We start from the raw sequence: 16,111 nt of genomic DNA, 5'->3' as shown, positions 1-16,111 counted from the left end.
CAAACTAATCATTTCTTTGACCTAATTGAGGAGACTTTCTTAGCTGTTCACCCAATTTTTCAAACCATCTTTCGGACTTTCCTGAAGGACAGAGACAAGATTACCAACGCCTTGGAACTACCCTACTCCAACGCCAAGCTGGAAGCGACTAACAATCTCATCAAGGTCATTAAGCGAAACGCTTTTGGATTCAGGAACTTTGACAACTTTAAGAAACGCATTCTCATCGCTTTGAACATCAAAAGAGAGAGAACGAATCTCGTCCTCTCGCGATGTTAGCTGACATCAACCCACTACAGTTGACAAAGAGCCCAATTTGGTCAAATTGATAGGTTCTTAAAACTTCTACTAAAATGGTTTCTTTTGTTTTCGGAAAAACTGTCAATTTTAATTTTTTTGAACTTTTTAAATCTGTTTCTCCCAAAAGATAAACCGTATCTTTTGGAAAAGCTTCTTGTATAAACTTTTTGGTTACATATCCCGTATTTCCAAATAGTAGAATTTTCAATTTTTTTCCCTCCTAAAAAGTAATTTATTTTGTTACTAATAATATTTTAGGTATCCAACTAAATATCATACATATTTTTGCTAAAAATATCAAGCAAAATAGACTAATTTTTTACTAATTTATTTCGTGTTTTCTCCACATATTTATTACACGCCATTTCGATTCCTTTCTTTCTCCTTTATTTTGTGTTATATTTATCATATACGAAGAATTTAATTTGGAATAAAAATCCATTTTTAGAACGAAGGAGAAAACATGTCTGTTATTGAAAAATTAACAAAACCAGCTCATTTGATTGATATGAATGACATCATTCGCGAAGGAAATCCAACACTTCGGGCAGTCGCCAAGGATGTCACCTTTCCACTTACCGAGCAAGAAGTTATCTTGGGTGAAAAAATGCTCCAATTTTTGAGGAATTCACAAGATCCTGTGATGGCTGAAAAAATGGGACTTCGAGGCGGCGTTGGTCTAGCTGCACCTCAGCTAGATCTGTCAAAGCGGATTATTGCCGTATTGGTCCCAAACCTGCCAGATAAAGAAGGCAATCCTCCTAAAGAAGCCTATGCTTTGCAAACGGTTATGTACAACGCTAAAGTAGTGGCACATTCTGTTCAAGATGCCGCACTAGCTGAAGGGGAGGGGTGCTTGTCAGTTGACCGCGAAGTGCCTGGTTATGTCGTGCGCCATGCACGCGTCACTGTTGAATATTTTGACAAAGAAGGTGAAAAACACCGTATCAAACTCAAAGGATACAACTCAATCGTGGTTCAACACGAGATTGACCACACCAACGGCATCATGTTCTATGACCGCATCAATGAAAAAGAACCCTTCGCAATCAAAGACGGTATGTTAGTGATTGAATAATAAATAAAAGGGAATCTCTGATATAACAGCATTCCCAATTAAAATTTCTTTATAAAAGCACTATAACTCAAGAATACAAATAAAAAGAACAACTTTGGCTTCTGATAAACAGAAAATCAAGGTTGTTCTTTTTTGTAGTTATCGTGTGAATCTGTCTCAGACTCATGACTTTAGGATGACAAGCAATTTTAACTCAACTGCTATCGCACAAAACAAAGCACCGTTTTGAGGTGGTAAATAGAACTTGTGAAGCAAGTCTCATCTTCATTCGCTTTTGAAACTCTAAAGAGCAATTTTGATGAAAATTTCGTTTTCTGCATTCATTACCTCAACAGTAGGGAAAACTGTTAAGTCACCTTGTGGGGTGAGACTATACGAGACATTTTGCACCGAAGTTTTGAAATAAGATAGCTGAGATTAACATTTTCAAATTTTAATTCCTTTGTGAGCGACTGCACTAGCAATTGTAGGTATCGGTCTCACTCCTATTTTTAGAAGTCAGCTTCCTCTTTCCCAGAAAATAGCTAAAAGAATAATCGCTCCCAACACAGATGGAATAATCGCTGTATCTGACAGATGAGGTCCCCAATTACCAAAGAGCATTTGCCCAAGCCAGGCTCCAAACCAACCTAGTAAAATCTTGCCAATACAGCCCATTCGTTCTCCACGATTGGTGATTGCTGCTGCAATTAGACCAATAATAAAACCGACAAACATACTCCCAATCATTTAGTTATCCTTCCTGATTATTTTATTATTCTCACTTTTGCACTATTTTTATGCAAACAGCAGCTTTTCTTCTTTTTGAAAGAACAGGCACGACTTGCTAACACAGCCAAACTGACCAACGCCACCGAGGCAAGTACTACTTTTCCAGAAAATTCTAGTGAATAATGAAAATCTCTTAGAGCTTTTTTATCTTCAGCTGAAATCATTAACTTCATAATGTATCCTTTCTATTTGTAAATAGCTTACAAAGAACAACAAGAATCTATAAATTTTGTAAAAAATTTTACAAGTAGTAAAATTTCCACTCTACTTTGACTGTTTTAGTAGAACCTTTCAAAAAACAAGGAAGTCATTACCATGAAGCTGCAAAACCAATCATATTTTGCAAACAAACGGGCGAAAATTTTAGTCTAATGGCAACTGTCTCTGATGAAAGTTTCCCACATTCATCAAAAGAAAAGATCTTAGAATAAATCATCAAAGAGACTGAGCTGATTGTCTTCTGGCATATTGCCTAGAATCCCCATTTCATCCATTTTATCAACTAGAGTAGTGGATAAGCCACCGCGCTTGCGCAACTCGGTTTTTGAAAGAAACTCTCCTTCTGCACGCGCTTTAACCAATTGTTTTGCAACGTTGTCTCCCAAACCATCCATAGCAGAAAATGGAGGAATTAAGCTATCTCCGTCAATAAGAAATTCTGTCGCATCACTCTTATAAAGATCGAGTTTGCCAAATTTGAAGCCTCTTTCCAGCATTTCATTGACGATTTCTAGAGTTGTATAAAGGTCAATTTCAACATTGGAAGCTTCATTATTTTTGCGTTTTTCAGCGATTTCGTTCATCTTGCGCTTCACTGCATCTAGCCCACTACTCATGACTTTGATGTCAAAGGCTTTGGCACGAATAGAAAAGTAGGCACAGTAGTAATAAATCGGATGATGCACCTTGAAGTAGGCCACCCGCAAGGCCATCATCACATAGGCAGCCGCGTGAGCTTTGGGAAACATGTACTTAATCTTTCCACAAGATTCAATATACCACTCAGGTACATTGTTTTCCTTCATAGCAGCGATGTAGCCATTTCTTTCTTCGTCAGAAATCTTGAGCCACATGCCTTTCCGCACCCGTTCCATAATGGTAAAGGCCATTTTAGGCTCTAAGCCCTTGTGCATCAGATAGACCATAATGTCATCCCGACAACCGATAACGGTGGACAGGTCAGCAATTCCCTGCTTAATCAAATCTTGTGCATTGCCCAACCATACGTCAGTACCGTGAGACAATCCTGATAATTGAAGCAATTCCGCAAAGGTCGTTGGATGAGTTTCATCCACCATACCCCGCACGAAGTTGGTTCCAAATTCAGGAATCCCCAGCATACCAGTCGGCGTACCTATTTGCTCCTGCGTTACTCCGAGAACACCTGTCCCAGAAAAGAGAGCCATAACTTCTTGATCATCCATTGGAATTTCATTTGGGTCAATGCCTGACAAATCCTGCAATTTCCGAATCATGGTCGGATCATCATGACCGAGTACATCTAGTTTTAAGACATTTTCATCAATATCATGGAAGTTAAAGTGAGTTGTTTGCCATTCAGCAGTCAAGTCATCTGCTGGGTATTGAACCGGCGTAAAATCATAAACATCCATGTAATTTGGAATAACGACGATTCCTCCAGGGTGCTGTCCAGTCGTTCGCTTAACACCTGCTGCACCTTGCGCCAATCGCTCTACTTCTGCGTCACGGTAAAATTTATTGTAATCCCGCTCATACCCTTTCACAAAACCATAAGCTGTTTTGGCAGCGACTGTACCAACCGTACCAGCACGAAAGGCATATTCCTCACCAAAAATATCTCGGACATCCAAGTGAGCACTCGGTTGATCTTCACCAGAAAAGTTCAAGTCAATATCAGGCACCTTGTCACCATCGAAGCCAAGGAAGGTTTCAAAAGGAATATCCTGTCCATTTTTACTCAACTTATGTCCACAATGCGGACAATCTTTATCTGGCATATCAAAGCCTGAACCGTAAGAACCGTCCGTAATAAATTCTGAATACTGGCATTTGCCACAAACATAGTGAGGAGACAAAGGATTCACCTCAGTAATCCCAATCATGGTCGCCACAAAACTAGAGCCAACCGAACCACGTGAACCCACCAGATAGCCACGCTCATTTGAACGCTGTACCAACATTTGCGAAGCCAGATAAATCACGGCAAATCCATTCCCCAAAATGGAGGATAATTCCCGCTCAATTCGTCGGTCTACAATATCTGGTAGTGGATTTCCATAAATTTCAAAGGCTTTGGCATAAGTCATTTCAGCGACTTTTTCCTCTGATTTGTCAATAAATGGCGTATAGAGGTCACCTTTCACCACTTCAATCGGTTCAAAGGTTGCTGCCAATTGATTTGGATTGTCAATAACCACTTTGTGAGCTAATTCATCACCTAAGAAGGCAAATTCATCCAGCATTTCATTGGTTGTGCGGAAATGCGCTTTTGGAAGTGGTGCTGGTTGAGCATTTTCGCCATGCCCAATGGTACGGTTAATCATCGCTCCTTGCCCTAGACTACGGACGATAATTTCTCGATAAATTTCTTCTTCAGGCTCGATATAATGCACATCACCTGTAGCAAGAACAGGCTTGTCTAATCGATTTCCCACTTCAATCAAATTCTTAATAATGGTATGAAGCTCTTCGACATCCTTGACCTGCTCTTTAGCAATCAACGGAGCATAAATTGCTGGCGGCATGATTTCAATAAAATCGTAGTATTTTGCGACTTCCACTGCAGCATCAACACCTTGCGAAACAACCGCGTCAAACACTTCTCCTTCTGAGCAGGCTGTTCCTAAAATCAAGCCTTCTCGGTGCGCATCCAAAACTGTTCGTGGAATCCGCGGTACGCCCTCAAAATACTTTGTATTAGACAAACTGACTAATTTAAAAATGTTCTTCAAACCCGTTTGATTTTTTACATAAATCGTAGCGTGTTTGACCCGCGCTTTTTTATAGGAGTTTTCATCCACCAAATCTGTATTTAGCTTTTGAAGATTGGTAACGCCTCGTTTTTCTGCCGCATCGTTAATGAAAATAAAGAGTAGGCGTCCTGTCGCTTCCGCGTCATAATTAGCCATGTGATGATGATCAAGCGATACTTGAAAACGCTTAGTCAGTGGTCCCAAACCGTGACGCTTGTATTCTGGATAGAGATTGCGAGCAAACTCCAAAGTATCAATGACTGGCTGCGTAATTCGTGGCAGTCCATGCCGTTCATAATTGACATTCATAAATCCCACGTCAAAGGTAGCATTATGGGCAACAAGTACCGTATCTTGACAGAAGTCTTGAAATTCCCGCAAGACCTGCTCCAGTGGCTTCGCATTTTTGACATGCTCATCTGTAATCCCCGTCAGATCTGTCGTAAAAGCACTCAAAGGATGCCCCGGATTGATAAACTCGTCAAACTCGGCAATGACATTGCCCTTGTACATCTTACTTGCCGCGACCTGAATCAAGTCGTTGTAAATAGCAGACAAACCGGTAGTTTCCACGTCAAAGACAACATAAGTGGCTTCCTTGAGCTCCATATCCACTTCGTTATAAGTAATAGGAACTCGGTCTTCCACGATATTAGCTTCCATGCCGTAAATCAGCTGAATACCAGCTTTTTTAGCAGCTTTATAACCATGAGGAAAGCTCTGCACATTGCCGTGGTCAGTAATCGCAACTGCCTGATGTCCCCACTTAGCGGCTGTCGCAATCAATTCCTCCACTTCTGGAAGAGCATCCATAGTTGACATATTGGTGTGCGCGTGAAATTCAATCCGCTTCTCACCTTCTGGCATCAAGTCTTTCCGCTCATAATGTGTCACTTCTTGCACATCTTGGACATTCATGGTCAAGTCATGCGTGAAGTTATTCATTTCAATATTTCCACGCACACGCAACCAAGAATTTTTCCTAATGATGTCAAATTTTTTGGCTTCTTCTTCGTTTTTAAACCATTTCTGAAGGGCGAAGCTAGAAGTATAGTCGGTCATCTTAAAGTTAATCAGCACACGCCCTGTGCGGGTAACTTTTTGCTCAAGATCAAAGACCATACCTTCAAAGACAATGCGATTTTCCTCGGTCTGGATGTCAATCATCTGCGTAATCTCTGCCTTGTCCAGCTTTGGTCGGGCAGCCGCTTTTCGTGCTTGAAAATCAGAATAGTTTGATTTTTCTTCAGCTGGTGGTGGGGCCATTTGTTGCAGCGCTTCGATAGCTTTTAGTGCCTCGTCATTAGCCGCTTGCACAATCTTTTCTTTTTCGGCTTGGAAAGTTTCGACTTGTTGCTGAGTCAAGGCGTCACTTGCTTTGACCTGACAGTGAAAATGCGGAAAGCCAAACTTCACCAATTGCTTGGCTAAATTTGGCAAATGGATTTTCCGAAAATGCTCCGTATCAATACTGGAGGGTCCCTCAATCCAGAGCTGATCGCCGTCCGCATGCACCTTTAACTGTTGGTACATACTACGAAAGCCCTGACTGGCGCAAGGTCCTTCTGTAAAAGCCTCTTTGTAATAATCCTGCAACAGCTCCTCTGTAAAATCTTGATTGGCAGCCTTAATTTCAAAAATAGCTTGGTTGCCCGTCTTAGAAAATTCTTCATTTAAACGTTTTTTTAATTCTTGAAACAACTCAATGGGTAAAATTTCTCCAAAAGCAAACTGAAAATCCCAAACATGACTGACGGTATGCACTAAAACTTGCTCAATTTCTGCATGTAAAAAGGCACTTGATTGTCTCATATCAAGTGGCATATTGATTTGATTCATTAAAATTTCAAACGTAGATGACATCTTTTTTCCTCGCCTTGTAATGAAACCATTTTACCATAAAACAAATGAATTTTCGATTAAAAAATAGATAAGGAATATCCCTCATTGTTTTTAATATAAACCAATCATCTCATCAAGGACGTCAAATGTTAAGCTTTTGGTTTCCGGAACTTTGACAATTTTAAAACGAAAATTCTCATCGCTTTGAACATCAAAAAAGAGAGAACCAATCTGATTCTCTCTTGCACTTAGCGATAGGTTACCCACTACAGTTGACATTGAATCTGTTTTTCCTTTTTATTATTTATAACCTTGCAACGCTTTTTGACGTTCTTCAGTTTGGCCTTTCGCATCTAATTTTTTACCTTTATAAACGGTGCTTTCCCATGAACCGTACATTGGATTTGGGAAGATGATGAACTTTTCACCGAATTCGTTCTTTAATTCTTCTAATTTCTTACTACGTTCTTCTGCTGATGTTTTTGAGAAATCCGCAAAGTCAACGAGGTTATCACCTAAAAGCATGGCCAAATTCGTCGTTTCTTGTACTTTCTGACGGCGACCTTCTTTTGATTTCACACCTTTTTCTAAGAACATCAAATGGTCTTTTCCTTGTACTGGAATGCCTTCTTTTTCCAAATTCTTAATTGTCGCGTCTACCTGGCTCGCATCACGGTCAGAAACATAGTAGATTTGAACACCGTTTTGATGTGCATATTGGAGAAATTCTTTAGCACCAGGAACTGCCTTAGCTGAAGCTTTTTTCACCCATGCATCCCAATTTTTAGGATTAAAGGCCGTACCGTCTTTGACATTTTGAACTTGATAAGGACTGTTGTCTAATACCGTTTCATCTAAGTCAAGAACGATTGAGTAAGGCTTATCTGTCGGTTTTTGCAACAATTCTTTCAAACGATTCGTCGCAACATTATAACCTTGCAGGTACAACGCTTTAGCTTCATCTGACTTTTGATACCAAAGAGTGGACATGGTGTTTTCCCTTGACCGCAATTGATCATAAGTCATCGTAACTTTATTGTCAGATGTGTTGCTTTGCGTAGCCTTATTATCAGTTGCTTTTGTCCCACAACTGGTCAATAAAATAACCGAAGCAAGAGCTGAAAAAATTGTGATTGTGGCTTTAGATGATTTCATAAAACCAATCCTCCTAATATTAATCTGTCAAAATTATAGCGCTTTCACAAAGACATTTCAAGATATCTGTCTAAATGTAGAAGAAAAATAGATTTACAGAAGACAGCTAACAAGTTCATCTAAAATAATGAGCTGTAAGGAGCTTAGAATCCCTACAGCTCACAAACCTTCAATCTTTATTTCTTTTTCTTAAGGACAACTACACTTGATAACAACAAGCCAATTCCTGCTAGCACGCCAGCAATGGAAATTGTCGTCCCTGTGGACGGTAAAGTCTTATCTGCTTTTCCAGCTCCTGCTTGCTGTCGCTGCGTCTGACTAGCTGAAGTATTTGACTGTGTTGACGAAGTCGTTGTTTGACCAGACTCTCCTTTCGGCGTAGAAGGCTTGGTTTGATTTTGTTCTTCTTTTGGTTTTTCTTGATTTGGTTTGCTATTTTTTTGAATGCGTAAAATCGTCGCTGTCAATGGTGCTAAGGTAACCCCGTCTGCTCCTAAGGTCACACCAGCTGGATTTGAAATAGCCGTTACCCCTGCGGTATTACCGTCTGCCACGACTTGAGCATTTGCCAAATGCTTGTAGGCTTCGCCAAAGTTAAACTTCCGCTCCTTGTTATCCGCATTAACAAAGACAGCGTAAATGTCTCCATTTGAAGCCACAACTTGGTAGCCAAGAACTGTATCCTCTTTTTCAACCCCGTCTTTACCCGGCTGAGTGATTAAAGTAACATTTTGATCGACTTCGGCTTTGGTCTTGCGTGTAAAGGCATCTGTTGACTTCCGCAAAGCAATCAGCCCTTTCACATAGTCGCGGCTCTTCGTATTTTCAGGGAATTTGTCACCGTTTGTTGCCTTCGTCCAGTCAAAATGATTGACCGCATCGCTCGAATCATAAGAGTCGTGTATAAAGTAAGGATATTCAAATGGTGTACCGTCCGCATTGGTCAGTAGATGTGATTTATTTGGCACTTTGTCTTCTGAAACCGGATATTTATAAGCAGGGTCACGGAATTGCTTGGTTCGTCCGTATTCTTGTCCAGAGTGAAGGAATGACGTCCCTTGAGAAGTAAGGATCATTAGATTGCCCAAACGCAGGCGACGGTGAATTTCTTGATTGTTCGCTGCGATAGCTGGATCTTTTTTAATAGATTGAGCAATCACATCAAAGAGGGTCAAATTATCATGCGCAGCAATGTACTGAATCACATCTCCCGGATCATCTGCTTCAAAATTCGTTGGTTGTGCTTTGATGTTTTTGAAAACATCTTCGACATTGCGTTTTCCACCTGTGATAAAGGCAGGTGCTCCTTCGTTCGGATAACCAGATTTCAAGGTATTTCGAATATCATCTGAGAATACACCGACTGTATCGGTAGATTTCATCCAAGATTGATCCGCTGGTTGGACTGGTTTATTTTCATCTCCAGCGTAAGTCTTCCACCCCTCACCTAGCATCACCAGATTTGGATTGAGCTTTTTAGCCTCCTCATACGCTTTTTGAATGGATTCTGCATCGTGATCTCCCATCATATCAAAACGGAAGCCATCCACTTTGTATTCGCTCGTCAAATATTTGATAGAATCCACCAAAACACGACGGCTCATGTAGTGCGTCGTTCCCAAACGTCCGCCACCAAAACTAGTTCTAGGAGTGCCGTCTGCATCCATAAAGTGATAGTAATTCGGCTCTAAATCTTCAAAAATAGAGGTCTTTGCCGTGTGATTATAAACCACATCCATAATCACACCCATTCCGCGCTTGTGAATTTCATGAACAAGATTTTTAAATTCTTCAATGCGCTTAGCTGGATCTGTCGGATTGGTTGAATACATTCCTGTCAAGGAGAAGTAGTTTTGTGGATCATAACCCCAGTTGTAGTTGCTATTGCTAGAAACATACTTGTCCAATCTTTCGGCATTTTTCAATTCATTGACAAAATAATAACTTAAAACCGGCAGCAACTGAATATGAGTAACCCCAAGTTCTTTTAAATAATCCAATTTTTCAACGAAAGCTGAGAATGTTCCAAATTGAGACTTCAAATCCTTAGAAATGGCTGCGTCAGAAGTAAAATCACGGACGTGCGTTTCGTAGATAACTGCATCCTCCCGGCTCTTGAAGCCTGGAATGTTCGCATAGGTCAGATTTTTCGGACCAAGCTCACTTGGGTCAACAAAGGCTGCCTTTGCAATCTTGTAAGACTCACCTTTTTCGGCATCTTCGCTGTTCCAAGCTGCCAAAGATTTGGCGTATGGATCCAAAGCTAGTACTTTTTTATCACCGCGCGTGATTTCATAATGATAAAAATAACCGTGATAATCCTTAATTCCTAGATTTGTTTGCGATGTCAAACTTGTCCTCCAAGTACCAGCTTCTCCTTTTGTCATCGCTACTTTACCAACTACTTTGTTCTGATCATTTTTATCATAAACAACCAAATCTACCTGATCCGCACTTGGTGACCAGAAGGTCACATCCACTTTCGTACCTTTTTGGCTAACACGCGCACCCAATTCACCATCATATTTGTAGAGACTATCCTTCAACTGCCAATTCATACTGATTTTAAATTGGTCGTTGCCATACTTTACCGTATAAGGAGCTTGCGCTTGTCCAAAGTCTCCTATGATTTTTGCTTTCTTCGTTTTAGGATCAAGCACAATGTCTTTCACAACCACTTCTTTACTGTCCTTGTCTGTAATTTTTAGATTCTTAAGAATATCTTCCTTTTTGGCATTTTCAAAGGTTGAGAAAGTTGCTTCAATCTCTGTCAAGCTGACATGCTGGGCACCTGTCATACGGATATCATTGACAAAATACGGATTGGTATAAATATTCGGATCTGCATCTCGGAGGAAAATTTGACTGTTTTTCTTCAAATTTGTCAGATTATAATCCTGCGGTTGAATCTTCACATCGTCACCTGATTTGCTTTCATCTAAAAGCAGAAAACCAATTGCTTTTGCAGCATCTTTTAAAGGAACATCTACATAGCGACCATACTTGCCTGTTTTTTCGAAATCCACTCCGTCAGGCCAATTTTTGCTAGGATTTTCCACATCTCCCCAGAGCCAAAGAGACTTCTTGTCATAATTCCCGTCTGTCCGATAATAATTGACTCGCACCATGCCCTCTTTTAGAGGCTCATAGGTATAAAGATTGCAATCCTTGTCAAACCAGACCTCGTTCATATTCGGGCTGAGCAATTCAATCGTCTTGTCACCTGTTAGATTTGTACCTGCTGTATTATTGATTAAGAGACTAATTTTACTCCGTTTTTGTGCCATTTTGACATCAAGATAATAGCCATAATCATCCTTTTTAGCCATTGAAAAGCTAGTTGCTCCTGTCGGCCAGCTGCCTTTTTGGCTGGAAGGTGTCTCCACATCATCCCAGGTCCACAAGCCAAGACTAGCTAAATTCTCCGACGGAAGTGTCTTAAAATGCAGACGAATGCTGCCCTCTTCAATTTTGTCTTCTTTAGCTGGTGTCGCATCTGATGCAACTTTCTCAACAGGCTTCGTTGCCGTTTTTTCTTCTGCTGCTTGTGCAGTTTCCTTCTCCGTAGATTGAACTTCCGTACTTGAATCCGTCGTTGGAGCTGGGGTATTTTCTCTTACGGAGCGAGCTTGAGTCAAGTCAAGTTTTTCTGATGAGCTTCCCTCAGTTGAAGCTGTACGCGAAGAATTGGCAACACTAGGTGTTGCCGAAAGCGAGTTGGTTGCTTGCCCTTGATTTTCCGACTTTTCCGAAACGACTGCTTGATGATTCGTCACTTCTACTTTATCAGACCGCTCACTTGTTGGCGATGTTGGTTGTACCGTTTCAATAGATGTGTTTTCGACACTATTTGCTTCCTCTGCTTGCGCTAAGACATTCCCCGCCAAAAAGACACTAGCAGAAATAGCAATAGACGCTACCCCTACTTTTAATCTGCGGATTCCAAAATGCTGACGCTTCTCAGCTGTTCGAGATTGTAAACGATAAACTTTCTTCATAAAAAGAAAACTCCTTTATTTTTTAGTTGCACAAATATTTTTAGGCTAGTGCAAACGTTTTCTGTAGATATTATATACATTTATCAACAAAATGTAAAGGTTTTCAAACAAAAGATCTCTGTTTTTTTGACAGAGATTAAATGTGTTTTCTATTTTATTTATGTAAGTTGCTTTTAACAGCCAACTTAGCGTCCACTTAAAATCCAATACTCGCTAACCATTTAGTGGCTTCTGTTTGGTTAGACAATACACGCCCTCGAGCGCTATTTTTCACCATTTGATCAATGACCGCTTGAGCTTAACTATAAGTAGAGCCACCAGAAGTTGCGAAAGTTGCAACCCGTTTGCCAGCTAAATTCAGATTTTCCATTACTGTCTGAATAATACGTAGCGGCCATCCCCACCAAATGGGATGACCAATAATGACTTGGTCATACGATGTCAAGTCAGGTAGCTCGCCTTTATAGGTAGGACGAGCACTTTCATCGCCTTGTTCGATATTAGCGCGACTTGTTGGATTATTCCAATTCAAGTCGGCATTCGTATAAGGAACAGCTTCTACGATTTGGTAGACATCAGCACCTAATTTACTAGCAATGACTTCTGCTACTTTTTCAATCGTGCCTGTTTTTGAAAAATGAAGAATAATTGTTTTTGCCATGGTAAACCTCCTTTTGTAGCTATCATTTAGCAGCTTTGCAGTTATCGAAAACACTGACTGTTTTCTGAAGTTATTTTAGATTTTCTCAAGAATGCGCTTCAGAAAGATTGGTTTGGACTTGCTTGAGAATAGCACCGTCAAAACTTTGAGGGTTTGGATGAGTAAAAATAATTAAGATTTTCATGACTGTTCTCCTTTTATATAGATATCAAGCATCTGCTCAATGTTAGTCTGAATGGCTTTGTTGTCAAGGTCACGTCCAATGGGACTGTTCGCCAAAACAGCAAGACCTGAAATAAAACTCCAAAAATGAAACAGTGTTTCAGCTTCGCTGTTGGTAAAGCCTTCCTCCTTACGAAGCTCTAAAACAATCCGTTTAAATGCAGCGAATCCTGGCAAATCAGAATCCAGCGAAATAGTATCCTGAGTGACTTTCATATACTTAAAAGGAAATTTAATGAAGAGGGCTTCAAAGAAATAGGGGTAAGCCTTCGCAAAGATGATAAAGTTAAAGCCCATTTGGGCCAGTTGATTGCGTGCAGAAGCCTTCCAATCGATCTTTTTTTGGATCTCTTGGTTGAGAAAAGCAGAAAGGCGTTTTAAAACGACTTTTAAATAGTTTTCTTTACTTTCAAAATGCCGGTAAGGAGTGCCGTGGGTAACACCGCAGGATTTAGCGACAGTCCTCAGTGATAGCTGGTCGATACCATGGTCTTCAATCTCTTTAATCCCCGTCTGGATCAGTCTTTCTTTTAACTTTGCCGTATTTCGTTTCATTTTTTCCCTCAAAAAGTGTACACTGTCTACTTTCTTAGTATACATTGTATACTTTTTCTTGTCAATATTTTCTGTTTAGAAAAATTTCAGTAAAAAAGAGGATGGGACAAAAGTCCAACCTCAAATATAAAAAGCGAACAAAACTAGTTTTCTGGTAATCAGAATTCTGCTTTGTTCGCTTTTCGCATTTAATTATAGATTTGAAGGGCTTAATAATTGAGATTTTTAAAAATTAAAATCTTTTTGTCCCAAACTCTTCTTTATTAAATAAGTAAGCTAATTTGAAAAACAACAAGTCTCTTATCGCTGGATAAATTCCGATTTGAGTACAATGGTTCTTTTCTCTTCAGATAAAACCTGCTTGAAACTTTTCTGACCCAGCTGATAGAATTTGTTGTCAATGGTGGAGGGAACCAAGAGCGTCCAGCCAGCATGTTTTCTTGCCCCATGATGAAAGGGAGCTGTTTCCCAGCTTCTTCGTAAGCCCGCATAAATCCAGCTGCTATGTCGTCCCCATTTGAAAAAATACAGTCTATCTCTGGGTGTTTCCACAATTCAGAAGCTTTCTGATAAGCGTCTTCTTCTATAGCAACCCCTTCGATAATCACCGGAGTATGCTCCAATCCATAGACCTCATCATAAGCTTCTTTGACCATCCGATAGGTAGAACTGCGCTTGTCTTTACGAGTGAAAATAAGGGATAAATGTTGATAATCCAGTTCTTTCAACCAGCGAAAAGCCTCTCTGCAAGCTGGTTTGCGATCCACATAGACACTACTCAGTTGAGAATGGTTTACCTTTTCTAAGCAGACAATATTTCCGTACTTAGCATAGGAAGCAATGGTTTCCAAATCTATGCTTCGTGAAGTGAAAATCAAATGATCAAAAGCCTGACCTCGCAATTGTTCCAGGTACTGAATCTCTAGTTCTTTGTCATACTGAGACGGTAAAAGCAGCAAATTATAGGCACTTCTCTGCGCTTGATCCAACATACCGTTGATGAGCTTGGTAAAATAAGTGTGACGCACATGAGGAATGACTACACCCACTTTATAAGTATTGCCCAAACTCAGTTCTTTTGCGACTAGATTTGGAGTATAGTCCAGTTCTCTGACAATTTGCAGGATTTTCTCCCGTGCCTCGTCTGATACATATGGGTGATTGTTGAGCACACGCGACACACTGGACACCGAATAGCCACTCAACTTCGCTATTTCTCGAATATTGGTCATCGCGTTCCTTTCTGATTTTCAAGATTAACTGACGAGATACCTGTGAATTCCGTAACCAACTCCGTCCTCATCGTTACTTTTGGTAATTTTAAAAGCATGTGCCTTCACATCCTTAAAGGCATTGACCATGACAATCGGAAAACCAACCATTTCTAGCATCGGAATGTCATTGTGACCGTCACCAAAGGCAGCTGTTTCTTCTTTTTTTAGATTTTCTTTCCGGCTAATGTAATCAATCCCTGATGATTTTCGAGCTTCTTTGCTGGTGATTTCTAAATAAAATCGACCAGAACGCAGAATTGTAACACTAGTTAGTCCTAGACTATTCAGATAAGCCTGCAAATCTTGCATTTCTTCCTCTTCAAAGCTAATCATCATGATTTTAAAAAGATTATCACAAGCTGAAAGAAAACAATCTTCATCATGAACCTGAGTTGGTGCCTGGTGGGTCAAGTCGTATTCATAACGAATTCCTTCATCTATTGTATCACAATACCAATGATTCAAGTCATAATAACTGAGACTGACCTGCGGAAAATGCTGCCGCACAGCCTGTAAAATCGTTGCCGCGGTCTGCTTGAAAATAATCTTGGTGTGCAGCGGACGAATTTGATGATTGACAACCTCATAAATTAAACCACCATTAAAGCCCACTTGCGGACCTTGCAAACCCAACAATTCAATAGCCTCACGCATCTCCATTGGCGCACGCGCAGAGACCAGCGTAATCGGAATAGCTGCTCTGCGAATGCGCCTGGCATTCCTTTCGGAAACTTGCCCCTTTGAATTTAAAAGCGTCCCATCCATATCAGTAAAAATACGTTTAATCGTTCTTGTTTGCATGATTTTTCTCTCCTTTTCTTTATAGATTTGCGCTCCACTCCGAGTTCAAATCTTATTTCTTCGCTAGCTTGACTTCATTGTACAATCTGGAACGCGTTTCATGTCAAGAGGAAAATGAAAAAAAGTGAATTAAATCTTCTAGAGGTAGCAAAATGAAAATGACCTTTAAAAAGGGAAAAGTTCTGACTTAGTTTAATCACTATAGTCTTTTAAGTAGGCTCTTAATTCTCGAATCATAGCTTGGCGGCCTTTGAACCGTTCATCGGCTAGTAAGCGCTCGTACTGCTCTTGTTTCTCTGGACTCAGTTGAGCTTGGTAACTCTTTAGCTGGTCTCGGAGAATCACCAGTTCATCCAGATACAACTCTTTCAGGCTGAGCTTGTGACCAATCTCGCTTACTTCTTCATAAGCTTGACGGTCCAGCTTGCGCTTTTGGCTTTCTTGTTTGCGGAGGATGTCCTTGATGTGATTGCGGAACTTGGTCTTATAGTAAACATAGA

Annotated in this window: 11 protein-coding genes and 4 pseudogenes; 3 read left to right on the top strand and 12 right to left on the bottom strand. The window is 40.3% G+C overall.

Annotation, left to right across the window (positions count from 1 at the left end; translation table 11 throughout):
- Positions 1-279, top strand: a 279-nt coding sequence (locus HMPREF2984_RS09455) for a transposase (protein ID WP_142350453.1), incomplete at its 5' end; no start/stop codon positions are given.
- Here HMPREF2984_RS09455 and HMPREF2984_RS06405 read toward each other — a convergent pair.
- Positions 239-508, bottom strand: a complete 270-nt coding sequence (locus HMPREF2984_RS06405; protein ID WP_070670823.1) for a hypothetical protein — start codon at positions 506-508, stop codon at positions 239-241. The two genes, HMPREF2984_RS09455 and HMPREF2984_RS06405, sit on opposite strands and share 41 nt — an antisense overlap.
- 255 nt (positions 509-763) lie before the next feature.
- Between HMPREF2984_RS06405 and def the strand changes: the two genes are divergently transcribed.
- Positions 764-1,378, top strand: a complete 615-nt coding sequence (gene def / locus HMPREF2984_RS06400) for a peptide deformylase (RefSeq protein WP_003039413.1) — start codon at positions 764-766, stop codon at positions 1,376-1,378.
- Between the two features lie 498 nt (positions 1,379-1,876).
- Here def and HMPREF2984_RS06395 read toward each other — a convergent pair whose 3' ends face one another.
- From HMPREF2984_RS06395 to HMPREF2984_RS06385, 3 genes are all read right to left on the bottom strand, one after another.
- The gene (locus tag HMPREF2984_RS06395) at positions 1,877-2,107 is read right to left on the bottom strand and encodes a GlsB/YeaQ/YmgE family stress response membrane protein (protein ID WP_003039588.1); all 231 of its coding nucleotides are present in this window, start codon (positions 2,105-2,107) and stop codon (positions 1,877-1,879) included.
- 17 nt (positions 2,108-2,124) lie between these two features.
- Positions 2,125-2,322: a hypothetical protein gene (locus tag HMPREF2984_RS06390; RefSeq protein WP_070670821.1), complete on the bottom strand. Its 198-nt coding sequence runs from the start codon at positions 2,320-2,322 to the stop codon at positions 2,125-2,127.
- A gap of 249 nt (positions 2,323-2,571) precedes the next feature.
- Positions 2,572-6,966: a PolC-type DNA polymerase III gene (locus HMPREF2984_RS06385; protein ID WP_070670819.1), complete on the bottom strand. Its 4,395-nt coding sequence runs from the start codon at positions 6,964-6,966 to the stop codon at positions 2,572-2,574.
- Positions 6,967-7,065: 99 nt separating this feature from the next.
- Here HMPREF2984_RS06385 and HMPREF2984_RS09630 point away from each other — a divergent pair.
- A pseudogene (locus HMPREF2984_RS09630) lies at positions 7,066-7,197 on the top strand (ISL3 family transposase); the annotation flags it as partial.
- Between the two features lie 48 nt (positions 7,198-7,245).
- Here the strand turns inward: HMPREF2984_RS09630 and HMPREF2984_RS06380 are convergent.
- The 8 genes and pseudogenes from HMPREF2984_RS06380 to HMPREF2984_RS06350 form a co-directional block, all read right to left on the bottom strand.
- Entirely contained in the window at positions 7,246-8,100 is an 855-nt protein-coding gene (locus HMPREF2984_RS06380; protein ID WP_003039630.1) for a 5'-nucleotidase, lipoprotein e(P4) family, read from the bottom strand.
- A 176-nt stretch (positions 8,101-8,276) separates the two neighbouring features.
- Entirely contained in the window at positions 8,277-12,098 is a 3,822-nt protein-coding gene (locus tag HMPREF2984_RS06375; protein WP_070670817.1) for a pullulanase, read from the bottom strand.
- A 196-nt stretch (positions 12,099-12,294) separates the two neighbouring features.
- A pseudogene (locus tag HMPREF2984_RS06370) lies at positions 12,295-12,759 on the bottom strand (flavodoxin).
- An 88-nt stretch (positions 12,760-12,847) separates the two neighbouring features.
- Positions 12,848-12,943, bottom strand: a pseudogene (locus HMPREF2984_RS09625) (flavodoxin family protein); the annotation flags it as partial.
- A complete protein-coding gene (locus HMPREF2984_RS06365) occupies positions 12,940-13,536 on the bottom strand; it encodes a TetR/AcrR family transcriptional regulator (RefSeq protein WP_070670815.1) in 597 nt (198 codons plus the stop codon). The gene HMPREF2984_RS06365 and the pseudogene HMPREF2984_RS09625, both read right to left, overlap by 4 nt.
- 263 nt (positions 13,537-13,799) lie before the next feature.
- Positions 13,800-14,768, bottom strand: a complete 969-nt coding sequence (locus HMPREF2984_RS06360; protein WP_257362726.1) for a LacI family DNA-binding transcriptional regulator — start codon at positions 14,766-14,768, stop codon at positions 13,800-13,802.
- A 24-nt stretch (positions 14,769-14,792) separates the two neighbouring features.
- Complete coding sequence (locus tag HMPREF2984_RS06355) at positions 14,793-15,611, bottom strand: Cof-type HAD-IIB family hydrolase (RefSeq protein ID WP_070670813.1); 819 nt, start codon at positions 15,609-15,611, stop codon at positions 14,793-14,795.
- A 192-nt stretch (positions 15,612-15,803) separates the two neighbouring features.
- Positions 15,804-16,111 (bottom strand): annotated as a pseudogene (locus HMPREF2984_RS06350) (sigma-70 family RNA polymerase sigma factor); the annotation flags it as partial.

This window comes from Streptococcus sp. HMSC066E07 (genome assembly GCF_001814695.1).
Lineage (GTDB): Bacteria > Bacillota > Bacilli > Lactobacillales > Streptococcaceae > Streptococcus > Streptococcus hominis.
This window is presented reverse-complemented; position numbering and strand designations above follow the sequence as displayed.